Source organism: Streptomyces tubercidicus (genome assembly GCF_027497495.1).
Taxonomy (GTDB): domain Bacteria; phylum Actinomycetota; class Actinomycetes; order Streptomycetales; family Streptomycetaceae; genus Streptomyces; species Streptomyces tubercidicus.
The window spans coordinates 3,811,441-3,825,523 of sequence record NZ_CP114205.1 but is presented as its reverse complement, the minus strand read 5'-3'; the positions used below and the strand labels follow the sequence as shown (position 1 = coordinate 3,825,523).

Genomic DNA, 14,083 nt, shown 5'->3' with positions numbered 1-14,083 from the left:
ACAAGCATCCCCTGAGGGCCCCTCACAGCCCCACCACAGCCGAGCCACATCTCCACGACAGCGGAGTTGGTGAATGTCGTGGCATGACGACGACACCGCCCCGCGTACCGCTGGGCTCTCTGCCGCCGCGTGAGCATCTGCGGCTGGGACAGATCACGACCGTCCTCGATGTGGTGATCCCCGTTTACAACGAGGAGCGCGACCTCGAACCCTGTGTGCGGCGGCTGCGTGAGCACCTCGCCCGCACCTTCCCGTACGGCTTCCGGATCACGATCGCCGACAACGCGAGCACGGACCGGACGCCGGAGGTTGCCGCCCGGCTCGACGATGCGCTGGACGAGGTCACTGCGGTGCGGCTGGAGGAGAAGGGGCGCGGGCGGGCGCTGCGCGCCGTGTGGTCGCTCTCCGATGCGCCGGTGCTGGCCTATATGGACGTCGATCTGTCCACCGACCTCAATGCGCTGTTGCCGCTGGTGGCGCCGCTGATCTCCGGGCACTCGGATCTGGCGATCGGCTCCCGGCTCAGCCGGAGCGCACGGGTGGTGCGGGGGCCGAAGCGGGAGTTCATCTCGCGTGCCTACAACCTCATTCTGCGCGGCTCGCTCGCCGCGCGGTTCTCCGATGCGCAGTGCGGGTTCAAGGCCATTCGCGGTGAGGTCGCCGCGCGGCTGCTGCCGATGGTCGAGGACACCGGATGGTTCTTCGACACCGAGCTGCTGGTGCTGGCGGAGCGGGCCGGGCTGCGGATCCACGAGGTGCCGGTGGACTGGATCGACGATCCGCACAGCACCGTACGGCTCGTACGGACGGCCACCGACGACCTCAAGGGCGTATGGCGGGTGGGGCGGGCGCTGGCGACCGGCGGGCTGCCGCTGGACCGGCTCGCCCGGCCGTTCGGGGACGATCCCCGGGACCGCGAGCTGACCGGTGTGCCGGGTGGGCTGGCCCGTCAGCTGGTCGGGTTCTGTGTCGTGGGCGGGCTGAGCACGCTGCTCTACCTCGGCCTGTTCTCGCTCTTCCGGCTCGGCGCGGGCGCCCAACTGGCCAATGCGGCGGCGCTGTTGCTGTCGGCGCTGGCCAATACGGCCGCCAACCGGCGGCTGACCTTCGGGGTGCGGGGCCGGGACCGGGCGGTTCGTCATCAGGCGCAGGGGCTGGTGGTCCTCGCCATCGGACTGGTGTTGACCAGTGGTTCGCTCGCCGCCCTCGATGCCGCCGGCGGCACCGCCGGGCACGGCACCGAACTCGCGGTCCTGGTGTCCGCGAACCTCGCGGCGACGGTGCTGCGGTTTCTGCTCTTCCGCGCCTGGGTCTTCCCGGACCGCGAGCGGCGGGACGACGACCTCGCCGCACCGCCGTATCCCTCGCACGACCGCAACGGCCCCGTCGACCCCATCGGCCCTATCGACCCCAATGACCCCAACGACCTCACCAGGAGCGCTCGATGAGCACGCAGCAACCCGGTACGCAGCAATCCGGCACGCAGCAATCCGGTACGCAACGGCCCGGTACGTGGCGGTCCGGCCCCCGGCAGGCCGTGGCGCCGGAGCCGCCGGAGCCGCCGGAGCCGCCGGTGCGCTGGGCGCGGCCCGCGCTGCTGGCGTTGTTGCTGGTCACAGCGGTGCTCTACCTCTGGAGCCTGTCCGCTTCCGGGTATGCCAACCAGTTCTACTCGGCCGCCGTACAGGCCGGCAGTGAGAGCTGGAAGGCGTTCTTCTTCGGCTCGTCCGATGCGGCGAACTCCATCACCGTCGACAAGCCGCCGGCCGCGCTCTGGCCGATGGCGCTGTCCGTACGGCTCTTCGGGCTCAGCTCCTGGGCGATCCTGGTGCCCGAGGCGCTGATGGGCGTGGCGGCGGTCGGGGTGCTTCACGGGGCCGTACGGCGGAGGTTCGGCGCGGGCGCGGGGCTGCTGGCGGGCGGGGCGCTGGCGGTGACGCCGGTCGCGGCGCTGATGTTCCGGTTCAACAACCCCGATGCGCTGCTGTGCCTGCTGATGGTCGGTGCGATTGCCTGCGTGTTGCGTGCCCTGGAGGACGGCCGGACGAAGTGGCTGCTCCTGGCCGGGGTCTGCTTCGGGCTCGGGTTTCTCACCAAGACGCTGCAGGCGTGGCTGATCCTGCCGCCGCTCGCCGTGGTCTACGCCTGCTGTGCGCCGGTGGCGCTGCGCCGGCGGTTCGGCCAGCTGCTGCTCGCCGGGCTGGTGATCGTGGTGTCCGGCGGCTGGTGGGTGGCGATCGTCGAGCTGTGGCCGGCGGCCTCGCGCCCGTATATCGGCGGCTCGCAGCACAACAGCTTTCTGGAGCTGACCTTCGGCTACAACGGCTTCGGGCGGCTCAGCGGCAACGAGACCGGCAGCGTCGGCGGAGGCCGTCCCGGTGGAGGTCCCGGTGGCGGTGGCGGTGGCGGCGCCTGGGGCGAGACGGGGATCACCCGGCTGTTCTCGTCCGACATGGGCGGGCAGATCTCCTGGCTGCTCCCGGCGGCGCTGATTCTGCTGGTCGCGGGCGTGGCGCTGCTGTGGCGGGCGCGGCGCGCGGACGCCGCTGAACAGGCCGGTCAGCGAGCCGAGTTCCTGGTCTGGGGCGGCGCGCTGCTGATGACCTTCACGACCTTCAGCTTTATGTCCGGGATCTTCCATCAGTACTACAACATCGCGCTGGCCCCGTATATCGCGGCGCTGGTCGGGATGGGGGCGGCGCTGTTGTGGCGGCGCGGAGGACGGGGCGCGGCGCTCGTCCTGGCCGGAACGGTGGCGGTGACCGCCGGATGGTCGTTCGTGCTGCTGAACCGGTCGCCGGACTGGCTGCCGTGGCTGCGCTGGACGGTACTGGCGCTCGGCCTCCTGGCGGCGCTGGGGCTGCTGCTGTCGGTGCGGGCGGGGGCCGGGTCACGGGCGGGCGTGGCGGCAGGGGCGAGCCGACGGGTTGCCGTGCTCGCGGCCGGCCTCGGGGTGGTGACGGCGCTGGCCGGCCCCGTCGCGTACACGCTCGATACGGTCAACACGGCCAAGGGCGGCTCGATCATCATGGCTGGCCCCTCGGTGCAGGGCGGCAGGGCCGGCCCCGGCGGCGGCTTCCCGGGCGCCAGGATGCGCGGCCGCAACGGCGGAGTGCCGGGCGCTCAGCCGGGCTTCCCCGGCGGCAAGGGCGGCATGGGCGGCTTCGGCGAGCGCGGTGCCGGCCGGATGGGCGGTATGGGCGGCCTGGTCAATGGTGCCAAGGTGAGCGACCGGGCCAAGGAGCTCCTGAAGAAGGACGCGGACGACTACACCTGGGCCGCCGCAACCATCGGCTCCCAGAACGCCGCGAGCTACCAACTGGCCACCGGAAAGCCGGTGATGGCCATCGGCGGCTTCAACGGGAGCGACCCGTCACCGACCCTCGCCCGGTTCAAGGAGTATGTCGCGGACGGAAAGATCCACTACTTCCTCGCGGGCGGACGGGGCGGCCCCGGCGGCGACCGTGGCGGCTCGTCGCAGATCACGTCCTGGGTGACGAAGACCTTCAAGAAGGTCACCGTCGGCAGCACCACCTTCTACGACCTGACCCGGAAGGCGTGACCGAAGCAGGGGCGATCGCGAGGGGCGCGTCCTGCCGGGGACCCGTACGGCTCTCCCCGGCGGGGGCGCCCCGTAGGGCTCTCCCCGGCAGGGTTAACCCGTAAGGCCCACCCCCACTCCCCACCCGGCCAAAATCAGATGTACGGCGTATAGCTCCCCCTGTACGGTGTAAATCCACGCCCACACCGCCCACACCCAGCCAGGGAGCCCATATGCCCCCCGTGGCCTCCGACGCCACCACCACACTCCAGCCGCCGGGCCGGACCGCCGCCCGCTGGCTGATCCTGGCCGTCATCTGCGTCGCCCAGCTGACGGTCATCCTTGACAACACCGTCCTGAACGTCGCCATCCCCTCCCTCACCGAGAACCTGGGCGCGAGCACGGCCGACGTCCAGTGGATGATCAACGCCTATGCGCTGGTGCAGTCCGGTCTGCTGCTCACCGCCGGCAATGCCGCCGACCGCTACGGCCGTAAGAAGATGCTCGCCGTCGGCCTGGTGCTGTTCGGCCTGGCCTCGTTCGGCGCCGCCCTCGCCCAGTCGCCGGGCCAGCTGATCGCCGCCCGTGCCGGGATGGGCGTCGGCGGCGCGCTGCTGGTGACCACCACCCTCGCCGTCGTCATGCAGATCTTCGACGACGAGGAGCGCCCCCGGGCGATCGGCATCTGGAGCTCGGTCAATTCCCTCGGCTTCGCCGCCGGGCCGCTGATCGGCGGGGCGCTGCTGGACCACTTCTGGTGGGGCTCGCTGTTCCTGGTCAACCTCCCCGTCGCGGTGGTGGCGCTGGCCGCCGTGGTCACCCTCGTCCCGGAGTCCAAGAGCCGGGCGGGCGAGACCCCCGACCTCCTGGGGGCCGTGCTGTCCATGATCGGCATGGTCGGGGTGGTCTTCGCGATCATCTCCGGGCCGGTCACCGGCTGGCTGTCCGGCCGGGTGCTCATCTCGGCCGCCATCGGCCTGGCCGGTCTCGCCGTCTTCGCGCTGTGGGAGCTGCGCACCCCGTATCCGATGCTGGATATGCACTTCTTCCGGAACCGCCGCTTCATCGGGGCCGTCTCCGGCGGCATCCTCGTCGCCTTCGGGATGGGCGGCTCGATGTTCCTGCTCACCCAGCATCTGCAACTGGTCCTCGGCTACGGCCCGTTGGACGCCGGACTGCGGATGGCGCCGCTCGCCGTCACCGTCATCCTGATCAACTTCACCGGCCTGAGCGCACGTCTGCTGCCCCGGCTCGGCACCCCCGGAATGATCGTCTCGGGGATGTCGCTGCTGGCGGCCGGCCTCGCCGCGATCTCCCTGCTCGGTGGCGACAGTTACGGCGGCATGCTGGCCGGCCTGCTCGTGATGGGTGTCGGTGTCGCGCTCGCCATGCCGACGATGGCCAACGCGATCATGTCCGCGATCCCCCCGGCCAAGGCGGGAGTGGGGGCGGGCGTCAACGGCACGCTGATGGAGTTCGGCCAGGGGCTCGGCGTCGCCGTCCTCGGCGCCGTCCTCAACTCCCGCTTCGTCGCGCTGCTTCCGGTCGTGGCCGCGGGTGCGGGTTCACTGCCCGCGGCGCTGTCCCGGACCCGTACGGATGCCGAACGCGCTGCCGTGCACGACGCCTTCGCCGCCGGTATCGGCACCAGCCAGCTGGTCGGCGCGGCCGCGGTCTTCCTCGGCGGGCTGGTCGCGGCCGTCCTGCTGCGCCGGGCGGAGCGCACCGGCCAGGACACCGAGGCGCCGGCCACACCCGCGGGTGCGGAACCGGCGACCGCCCCGGCGGAATAGCATCGGCGGGTACGTGATCGTGAACGGCACGTACCGACGGCACGTATGACACCCCATACGTGCCGTACGCCGATGCCGACGACGGCACCGGCAACACCACCCACAACAACCCCCACGACGTCACAGACGCTCAGGGCAAGGAGAGGCGCCATGGCAGCGACGGACGGCCGCACCGGAAAGCGGCCGAACAGCGTCTGGCTGACCGAACGCCCCCCGCTCAAGCGGAAGGCGGAGCAGCCGGCCGGACTCGCCCGCGACAAGATCGTGGCGGCGACGGTCCGGCTGCTGGACGCCGACGGCCTGGCGAAGTTCTCCATGCGCCGGCTCGCCGCCGAGCTGGGCGTCACCGCGATGTCCGTCTACTGGTACGTCGACACCAAGGACGACCTGCTGGAACTCGCCCTGGACAGCGTCATGGGCGAGATGCGGCTGCCGGACGAGGCCGCCGCGGACCGGGACTGGCGGGACCATCTGCGGTCGCTGGCCGGTGAGTACCGCGCCCTGCTGACCGGCCACCCCTGGGTGGCCCGGCTGCTGGGCACGTACATCAACATCGGCCCGCACTCCATCGCCTTCTCCAACGCGAGCATGCGGGTGATGAAGGAGAGCGGACTGTCCCTGGACCAGATCACCGGCGGGCTGTCCGCCGTCTTCCAGTTCGTCTACGGCTTCGCCACCATCGAGGGCCTGTTCAACGCCCGCTGTGCAGAGGCCGGGGTGCCCGTGGACGAGTACTTCCACCAGGTGATGTCCGCGGTCAGCGACCGTCCCGAATTCGCCGAGACGATGCAGAACTCCACCAAGGTCATGGCGGCCCGCGGCGGCACCACCGTGCAGGAGATGCGCGACCGCGACTTCGCCTTCGCCCTCGATCTCCAGATCGCGGGGATCGAGGCGATGCGGGACCGGGCGGGGGACTGACGCCCGGCCCGGCCGGCCGTTCCCGTCCAGGCGGGACACCGGCCGGCTGCCTCACGCCATCGGCCGCCTGCCTCACCCCATCGGCAGGCTCTCCCCCTGCACCGCCTGGATGTCCAGCTCCACCTTCAGCGTCGTCCCGATCGCCGCGATACCGGCCGCCACGACCTGGTTGTAGTTCATCTTGAAGTCCTCGCGGCGCAGTTCCGCGGTGGCGCGGAAGGCGGCGCGCACCCCGCCCCACGGGTCCGGGCCGGTGCCGAGGTAGCTCAGGTCGAGGTCCACCGGCCGTACGACACCGTGCAGCGACAGCTCACCGTGCACGGTCCAGCGGTCCGCTCCGGCCGGTGACAGGCCCGAGCTGCGGTAGCTGATCTCCGGGTACTCCTCGATGTTCAGGAAGTCCTCGGAGCGCAGATGGCCGTCGCGCATCCCGTTGCCGGTGTCGATGGAGGCGGCCTTGATGTCCGCCTCGACCCGCGAGGCGTGCAGGTCCTCGGCGATCTCGATCCGGCCGCTGAACTCGGTGAACCGGCCGTGCACGCTGGAGATCCCCAGGTGCTGGGCGACCGCCGCCACCGTCGAGTGCATCGGGTCGATGGTCCAGGCGCCGGGCGGCGGCAGCTCCGCCCCGCCCTGCCGCGCCAGGACGACGCTGCCCACGTCCATCCGGCCGCTCGCCGTCACGATCGCGCTGGAGGCGACCGGTGCGTAGCCGACGGCCGTCACGATGACCGTGTACGGGCCGGCCGGCAGCGGCTGCGCGCTGCGGATGGTGCCCTCGTCGTCCGCCGAGGCCCGCAGCACCTGCGCGCCGGTCATATCCGTGACGGTCAGTACGGCGTGCTGGACCGCCCAGCCGTCCCGTGTGCGGACCTGCGCCCTCAGTCCCGCAGCTCCCGCGCCCGTCGAAGTCATTGCCTCTCCCGTTTGTTGCCTGATGGTGTCCCGTGCTCCTGGGGCCCCGCCCGGCCTGAGCGGCGCGGGGATCCAGGAGCACGGGGAAGTATGCGGGCTCCGGACGGCGGCCTGCAGGCCGTCCCCTGCCTGTGCGCAGCGCCGCCGCCGGAGCCCTTTGTCCGGCCCGGGGCGCGCTCCGCTCAGCGCGCGCCCCGGGCCGGGGTATTGCTCCCGGGCGAGATCCCCGGGCCCGGGGGATGTCAGTCCCCGGGGTGGGCGAGTTCGACGTCGTAGCCGTCGACCCCGTGTGCGTCGACCGTGAGGCCGGTGGCGACGGGCGGGTAGCCGCTCGCGATGACCGTGTAGTCGCCGGCGTCCAGGTCGGTGAAGGCGTAGGCGCCGTCCTCCCCGGTCGTCGAGGTGGCCACGACATTGCCCGCCGCGTCCACCAGCGTGACCCGGGCGTCGGGCAGCGGCCGTCGGTGCGCACCGGCCCGTACGACGCCCTGCACCCGCGCGCCGGACAGCAGCTCGATCTCGATCCGGGTGATGCCCTGGCCGCCGATCTCGACCGGCAGTGCGGCCGGGCGGTGGTTCGGGGCGTTCACCGCGACGGTGAAGGTGCCGGGCGCCAGCTCGTCGAAGGCGAAGTGGCCCTCGGCGCCGGTCTTTCCGGTGGCCAGCACCTCACCGCGGACATCGGTGACGACGACCATCGCCCCGTCGACCGGTGCGCCGGTGGCCGCGCTGCGGACCTGGCCGCCGAGGCCGCTGGTGCCGCTGAGCAGGATGTCGTAGGCGTGCGGCGCCTCGCCGATGACGACCGTGGACGCCTGCGGCTGGTGGCCGTCGGCCGCCGCGATCAGGACGTACGAACCCGCGCCGGGGGCGTCGAGCGCGTACGAGCCGTTGGCCTGGGCGACCGCGCGGCCCAGCTGCCGCCCGCCGAGCGAGATCAGCGTCACGGCGGAGCGCGGTACGGGGTGGCCCTCCGCGTTGCGGACGAAGCCGTGCACCGCGGGACCGGCCGGGGTGCCGTCGCCGCCACCGGCCGAGGCGTACGCGGCCAGCGGCCGGGTGGCCGTCGCGGCGGCGGGCCGGGCCCAGGAGGGCGTGTGTGCGTCGTCCTCAGGGGCCACCGGCGCGGCGCCCACCAGGGCGAACTCCCGCTCCTCGGCCTGTGCCGGGATGACGGCCTCCGCCGCGGCGGCCACCGGGGCCTCGGCCGGGACGGCCGCGGCCTCCTCGCCCTCCGGGCTCTGCTGCAGTCCGCCACGCGTCTTCAACGCGACCTCCTTGATGAACAGGGTGAAGAGGAAGGCGAGCAGCGCGCAGGGCGCCGCGTAGAGGAACACATCGCCGACGGCGTGACCGTAGGCGCTCTCCATGACGGTGCGCAGCGGCGCCGGGAGGGAGTCCAGGTCGGGGATGCCGCCGCCGCTGTTGCCGGCGCCGTGGGCGGCGGCCTTGGCGGCCTTGGGGCCGAGGTCGGCCAGACCGTCCTTGACGTAGTGGGTGACGCGGTTGGCGAGCACCGCACCCAGGGCCGAGACGCCCACCGCACCACCGAGGGAGCGGAAGAAGGTCACGACGGACGAGGCGGAGCCGAGGTCCTCGGGGGCCACCTGGTTCTGCGTGGCGAGCACCAGGTTCTGCATCATCATGCCGATGCCCAGACCCATCAGCGCCATGAAGATCGCCATGTGCCAGTACTCGGTGTCGTAGCGGATGGTGCCCAGCAGGCCCAGCCCCGCGGTCACCAGCACACCCCCGGCGACCAGCCAGCTCTTCCAGCGGCCGGTCTTGGTGATGACCTGGCCCGAGACGGTGGACGAGATGAACAGGCCACCGATCATCGGAATCGTCAGAACGCCGGACATCGTCGGCGACTCGCCGCGCGCCAGCTGGAAGTACTGGCTGAAGAAGACGGTGCCGGAGAACATCGCGACACCGACGAACAGCGAGGCCAGCGACGCCAGGGTGATCGTCTTGTTGCGGAACAGCCGCAACGGGATGATCGGCTCCTTGGCCTTGGTCTCCACGAACACGAAGATCGCGCCGAGCACGACCGCACCGCCGACCATCGCCGCGGTCTGCCACGACATCCAGTCGTACTTGTCACCGGCCAGCGTCACCCACACCAGCAGCAGCGAGACCGCCGCGCTGATGAAGAACGCGCCCGCCCAGTCGACCTTGACGCCCTCGCGCTTGACGACGGGCAGCTTCAGGGTCTTCTGCAGCACGATCAGCGCGATGATCGCGAACGGCACACCGACGTAGAAGCACCAGCGCCAGCCGAGCCAGTCGGTGTCGGTGATGACGCCGCCGAGCAGCGGGCCGCCGACGGTGGCGACGGCGAAGGTGGCGCCGAGGTAGCCGCTGTAACGCCCGCGCTCGCGCGGCGAGATCATCGCGGCCATCACGATCTGGGCCAGGGCGGACAGCCCGCCCACGCCTATGCCCTGCACCACGCGGCAGGCGATCAGCATCCCGGTGTTCTGCGACAGACCGGCGACGACCGAGCCCGCCACATAGATGACCAGCGCGAACTGCACCAGCAGCTTCTTGCTGAACAGATCGGAGAGCTTGCCCCACAGCGGGGTGGTCGCGGTCATCGCGAGCAGCGACGCGGTGACGACCCAGGTGTAGGCGCTCTGCCCGCCGTCGAGGTCATGAATGATCTCGGGCAGCGCGTTGGAGACGATCGTCGACGACAGGATGGCGACGAACATGCCGAGCAGCAGCCCGGACAGCGCCTCCATGATCTGACGGTGCGTCATAGGGGCTCCGCCGGAGGCGTGCTGGCCGCCTCCGTGCCTGGCGTGGCCGCCCCGCACACCGGCTGGTGTGGTCGTAGCCATGTGGTTCCTTTTCATCCTGCGGGTGTACGGGTGGTGGGGTCGTGATGCGGCCGGCTGCGGCAGTCGCCGAAGCTCGCGCGGAGCCTGGCGAGGAGTTCGGTGAGGCGCCCGACGTCGTCGTCGGACCAGTCGTCCAGGTACCGGGCGAGCGCCGCCGTGTAATGCTCGGCGAGTTCGTCCAGCAGCGCGGCGCCGCTCGGGGTCAGCCGCAGCAGCCGGGAGCGCTTGTCCGCCGGATCGGGCTTCCGCTCGATCCAGCCGCGCTCGGCGGCATGCGCCACATGCCGGCTGGTCACCGACATATCGATCGCGAGCAGCTCGGCGAGCTGGCTCATCCGCATCTCACCGTTCCGGTCGAGCAGCGCGAGCACCCCGGCCGAGGCGGGCGGGCACTCCTGGGGCAGCATCCGCCCCATCTCGCGCTTGACGGCGCCGATGGCGCTGAGTTGCCTGGCCAGCTCCTCGTACTGACTGTGAGCTGCCACCGGCTGCCTCCATGCATCCTTCGCATCTTTTGTTGCTTGGGGCAACCATAAGCAATATTGGTTGCTGAAGGCAAATGATTGGTCCAGGGTTGAAGTAAAGGCGGTTAAAAGTCTGGACCGGGCGTTGGTCAACCGCCCGCGTCATGGCCCGCGTCATCGCTGCGCAGGCGCCCCAAGGGTGCCGCCCGGCCCCCGGTTCGCTAGGGTCCATGCCCATGGCGAACAACCCGCAGAACCAGGCCGGCGGCAACTACGACCCGGCGGGCAGCACGCAGATGTTCCGGGCCTTCGTGGACGAGGCCGGCACCCCGCAGCCCGGTGGCCGCCGCGCCGCCGCCCCCCAGCAGTCGTCCGGCCCCCGGGTGGGCGTCATCGTCGGCGTCATCGTCGCGATCCTGGTCGTCGCGGGCGCGGCCTGGCTGGCGCTCTCGTAACGCCTTCCATCGCACTTTTCTTCGCAGTCGTCTTCCTGCGTCCGGGCCCGGCATGGCCATGCCGGGCCCTTGGTGCGTCCGCCCGCCATCCTTCCGGGAGTTGCGGCCGGGCGCTCCCCACCCGCGGCCGCCGAGGCAGGGAACCGGGGCGTCCAGCACACTGGTGACCACCTGACGGGAGCCCCTTGATCCGCGCCCTCTGAAACGGGGAAAGACTGTTGTTGGACGAGACGGTGTTCCGGACCGACGCTCTGCCCGTGGCGGACAGGTTCGACTACTGGGTCGAATTACTGGGCCGCACCCACGCCCCCATGGAGCTGCGCTGCGACTGCACCGACGACTTCCGCGCTTCCCAACGCGTACTGGATCTCGGTGCTGTCACCGTGTGGTCCGCCACCTACCAGCCCCTGGTCTTCCGGCGCACACCGAAGCTGATCCGGCAATCCGACCCGGAGGCCTACCACCTTTCCCTCGTCGTCCAGGGGAGCGGGACAGGCGAGTGGCCGACCCGGGAGACCGCGTACAAGCCGCACGACCTGTTCGTCACCTCCACCTCACTGCCGAACGACATCCGCAGCAGCACCGGGGGCCCGGTTACGATCATCGCGCTGGAGACTCCCAAGGCCCTCCTGCCGCTGCCTCCCGACATGGCCCCACGGCTGGTCGGGGCGCCGGTGTCGGCCCGGGAGGGGATGGGTGCCCTCCTGGCACGGTTCCTCACCCAGCTGACCGCGGACACGACCGCGTACCAGCCCTCCGACGGGCCCCGGCTGGGCACGGTCCTGAACGATCTGGTTGCCGCGCTCTTCGCCCACCTGCTCGAAGCGGGCGACCGCCTCCCCCCGGAGACCCGCCGACGGGCCCTCACCTTGCGCATCCAGGCGTTCATCCGGGAGCAGCTGCGCGACCCGTACCTCACCCCGGCCACCATCGCCGCCGCGCACCACATCTCCACCAGCTACCTGCATCGTCTCTTCCGCGACGAGGACGCCACCGTCGCCGAGTGGATCCGCCGCCGACGCCTGGAGGCGGCCCGCCGCGACCTCACCGACCCGGCACTCCGCGCCGTCCCCATCCACGCCATCGCCACCCGCTGGGGATTCCCCCGCGCGGCCGACTTCAGCCGCGCCTACCGCGCCGCCTACGGCACCACGCCGAAGGACCACCGGCATCAGGGCCTCAACGGCCACAAGTGAACTCATTGCGCACGCAGTTGTGCACTCTGAGCTAACGATTCGCCAGGCGCATCCACCATCATGGAGGGCGTCAGTTCGATCATTGTCCTGGTGAGGGGTGGGGGCCCTTCGCGAGGACGCTCCGACCCGAAACGACCAACCATGTGGCGATCCGCAGTGTCCACAGGGGGAATCCATGCGCACTCTCACCTCAGCCGGAGCCTTCGGCGCCGCCTGCGGCCTCACCTTCGGACTGACGGCGGCACTGGCATGCGCGGCGCCTACCGCCTGCGCCTCCCCGGCCACGGTGCGGCCGGCTGGACGGGCCGGCGCATCCACCACGCCGAAGACGCCGCCGACACCGGTGTACCGAAGCCGAGCGGGTCCGTAGTTAACCCGGGGATGTCGGGCGGCGGTGACGACGTCCGGCTCAGGGGCCTCCGCAGACCACTGAGGGCTGTCCCGGAATCCCTGGCGGATGCACGACGACAGCTACGGCCCCCCGGCTCGCGCCGGGAGGTGCCCCCGCACCACTGACGCCGTGCGCTGATCCACCAGGGATTACGGGACAGCCCTTAAGGGCCTCAGGAGGCCGACGCCGCGAGGCGCTCCGCCGACCGGTGGGCCGTGTCCAGCACGCTGCCCAACTCCCCGTAGACCAGTCGCCCTTCACGCTTGACCGCGCGGCCGTCCACCAGGACCGTGTCGATGTTGCCGGGGTGGGCGGCGGTCACCACGGCGCCGATCGGATCGTGGGCGACCGGGGCGAGGTTGAGGGCGTCGGCGCGCAGGAGTACGAGGTCGGCCCGCTTGCCGATACCCAGGGAGCCGATTTCGCCGCCCAGGCCGAGGGCCTCGGCGCCTTCCGCGGTGGCCATCCGGAGCACATCGGCCGCCTTGACGGTGGCCGTCCCGGCCTCGCCGTCGCCGTTCCCGTCACCGTCGAAGTGACTGCTCATCAGCGCGGCGCGCATCTGCGAGAACATATCGCCCGGCGCCGAGGTCACCGCGTCCGCGCCCAGCCCGGTCGGGATGCCCGCCCGGCGCAGCCGTCCCGCCATCGGGGCGCCGAACCGCATCGAGGCTTCGATCGCCGGCGTGATCGCCACCGCGCCGCCGGACTCGGCGATCAGCCGCAGCTCGGAGTCGGGCAGCGAATTGCCGTGCACATAGAGGGTGCCGGTGGTCAGCAGGCCCTGCTCCTGGAGCGCGGTGATCGGCTGCATCGCCACCGGCCCCGCGGTCACATGGACGGCGATCGGCAGGCCCAGCTCACGGGCGAGCAGCCAGTCCTCCCGGACGGTCTCCGGCGGTGCGAACGAGGGGCCGACGGGCGCCAGGGCCATCGTGAGCAGCGCGTCGCGCGAGGGGAAGTACCGGGCGCGGACCTCCCGCACCCAGTCGGCCCGCCGGGCGGTGTCGTCGAAGACCGGGTAGCCGTAGCCGAAGACGGCGCGGATGCCGGCCTCCTCCAGCGCCTCGACGGCGGCCGCACTGTGCTCCGGCGTGTACTGGACGTGCGAGAAGTCCTGCACGGTGGTCACGCCCGAGTCCAGGCACTCCAGCGCGCCGAGGAGATTGCCGGTGTACACATCGGCGGGGGTGAAGCGGCCGGAGAGGTCGCCGAGGATCCGGCCGAGATAGCTATCCAGGCTCTCGTCGACCGCGGCGGACCGCAGGACGGCCTGCCACAGATGCCGGTGGGCGTCGACGAAGCCGGGCAGCACGATCAGCCCGCGGGCGTCGATCACCTCCAGGCCGGTATCGGTCTCGTCGCCGGGCAGCCCGCGGCCCACGGCGGCGATCCGGCCCTCCTCGATGAGCACATCGGTGTGCGGGTGGACGACGGGGTGGGGGGCGGTGTCGATGACCAGGCCGCCGCGCAGCAGCAGGCGCGGTGAGTGGTGGCGCTCGGTTCCCATGGCACGTCTCCCTCTACACGTGGGGGAATGTATGGAAGAAAGCTTTATAGAAAG

Annotated in this window: 10 protein-coding genes; 6 read left to right on the top strand and 4 right to left on the bottom strand. The window is 71.4% G+C overall.

Annotated features, from left to right (window positions below):
- Window positions 1-83 precede the first annotated feature (83 nt).
- The 4 genes from STRTU_RS16555 to STRTU_RS16540 all read left to right on the top strand — a co-directional run bounded on the left by STRTU_RS16555 (window position 84) and on the right by STRTU_RS16540 (window position 6,255).
- Window positions 84-1,448, top strand: a complete 1,365-nt coding sequence (locus tag STRTU_RS16555; RefSeq protein WP_246240645.1) for a bifunctional glycosyltransferase family 2/GtrA family protein — start codon at window positions 84-86, stop codon at window positions 1,446-1,448.
- Complete coding sequence (locus STRTU_RS16550; RefSeq protein ID WP_246240642.1) at window positions 1,445-3,562, top strand: ArnT family glycosyltransferase; 2,118 nt, start codon at window positions 1,445-1,447, stop codon at window positions 3,560-3,562. The genes STRTU_RS16555 and STRTU_RS16550 overlap by 4 nt, the downstream gene beginning before the upstream one ends.
- A gap of 212 nt (window positions 3,563-3,774) precedes the next feature.
- Window positions 3,775-5,334 (top strand): MFS transporter, encoded by a 1,560-nt coding sequence (locus STRTU_RS16545; protein WP_159744218.1) that lies wholly within the window; start codon window positions 3,775-3,777, stop codon window positions 5,332-5,334.
- Window positions 5,335-5,484: 150 nt separating this feature from the next.
- Complete coding sequence (locus STRTU_RS16540; RefSeq protein WP_159744217.1) at window positions 5,485-6,255, top strand: TetR/AcrR family transcriptional regulator; 771 nt, start codon at window positions 5,485-5,487, stop codon at window positions 6,253-6,255.
- A 72-nt stretch (window positions 6,256-6,327) separates the two neighbouring features.
- Here the strand turns inward: STRTU_RS16540 and STRTU_RS16535 are convergent, their stop codons facing one another.
- From STRTU_RS16535 to STRTU_RS16525, 3 genes are all read right to left on the bottom strand, one after another.
- Complete coding sequence (locus STRTU_RS16535) at window positions 6,328-7,170, bottom strand: YceI family protein (RefSeq protein ID WP_159744216.1); 843 nt, start codon at window positions 7,168-7,170, stop codon at window positions 6,328-6,330.
- Window positions 7,171-7,412: 242 nt separating this feature from the next.
- Window positions 7,413-9,932 carry an MFS transporter gene (locus tag STRTU_RS16530; RefSeq protein ID WP_472926718.1) on the bottom strand — a complete coding sequence of 840 codons (2,520 nt, stop codon included), beginning with the start codon at window positions 9,930-9,932 and terminating at the stop codon, window positions 7,413-7,415.
- 92 nt (window positions 9,933-10,024) lie between these two features.
- Window positions 10,025-10,498, bottom strand: coding sequence for a MarR family winged helix-turn-helix transcriptional regulator (locus STRTU_RS16525; protein WP_159744214.1), 474 nt, complete (start codon window positions 10,496-10,498; stop codon window positions 10,025-10,027).
- A gap of 215 nt (window positions 10,499-10,713) precedes the next feature.
- Here STRTU_RS16525 and STRTU_RS16520 point away from each other — a divergent pair, with 215 nt between their 5' ends.
- Both STRTU_RS16520 and STRTU_RS16515 read left to right on the top strand, forming a co-directional pair.
- Window positions 10,714-10,932, top strand: a complete 219-nt coding sequence (locus STRTU_RS16520; protein ID WP_159744213.1) for a hypothetical protein — start codon at window positions 10,714-10,716, stop codon at window positions 10,930-10,932.
- A 218-nt stretch (window positions 10,933-11,150) separates the two neighbouring features.
- Window positions 11,151-12,128, top strand: coding sequence for an AraC-like ligand-binding domain-containing protein (locus STRTU_RS16515; RefSeq protein WP_159744212.1), 978 nt, complete (start codon window positions 11,151-11,153; stop codon window positions 12,126-12,128).
- A gap of 563 nt (window positions 12,129-12,691) precedes the next feature.
- On the opposite strand, the gene STRTU_RS16510 is transcribed toward STRTU_RS16515, so the two are convergent.
- Complete coding sequence (locus STRTU_RS16510; RefSeq protein ID WP_159744211.1) at window positions 12,692-14,029, bottom strand: amidohydrolase family protein; 1,338 nt, start codon at window positions 14,027-14,029, stop codon at window positions 12,692-12,694.
- Window positions 14,030-14,083 lie beyond the last annotated feature (54 nt).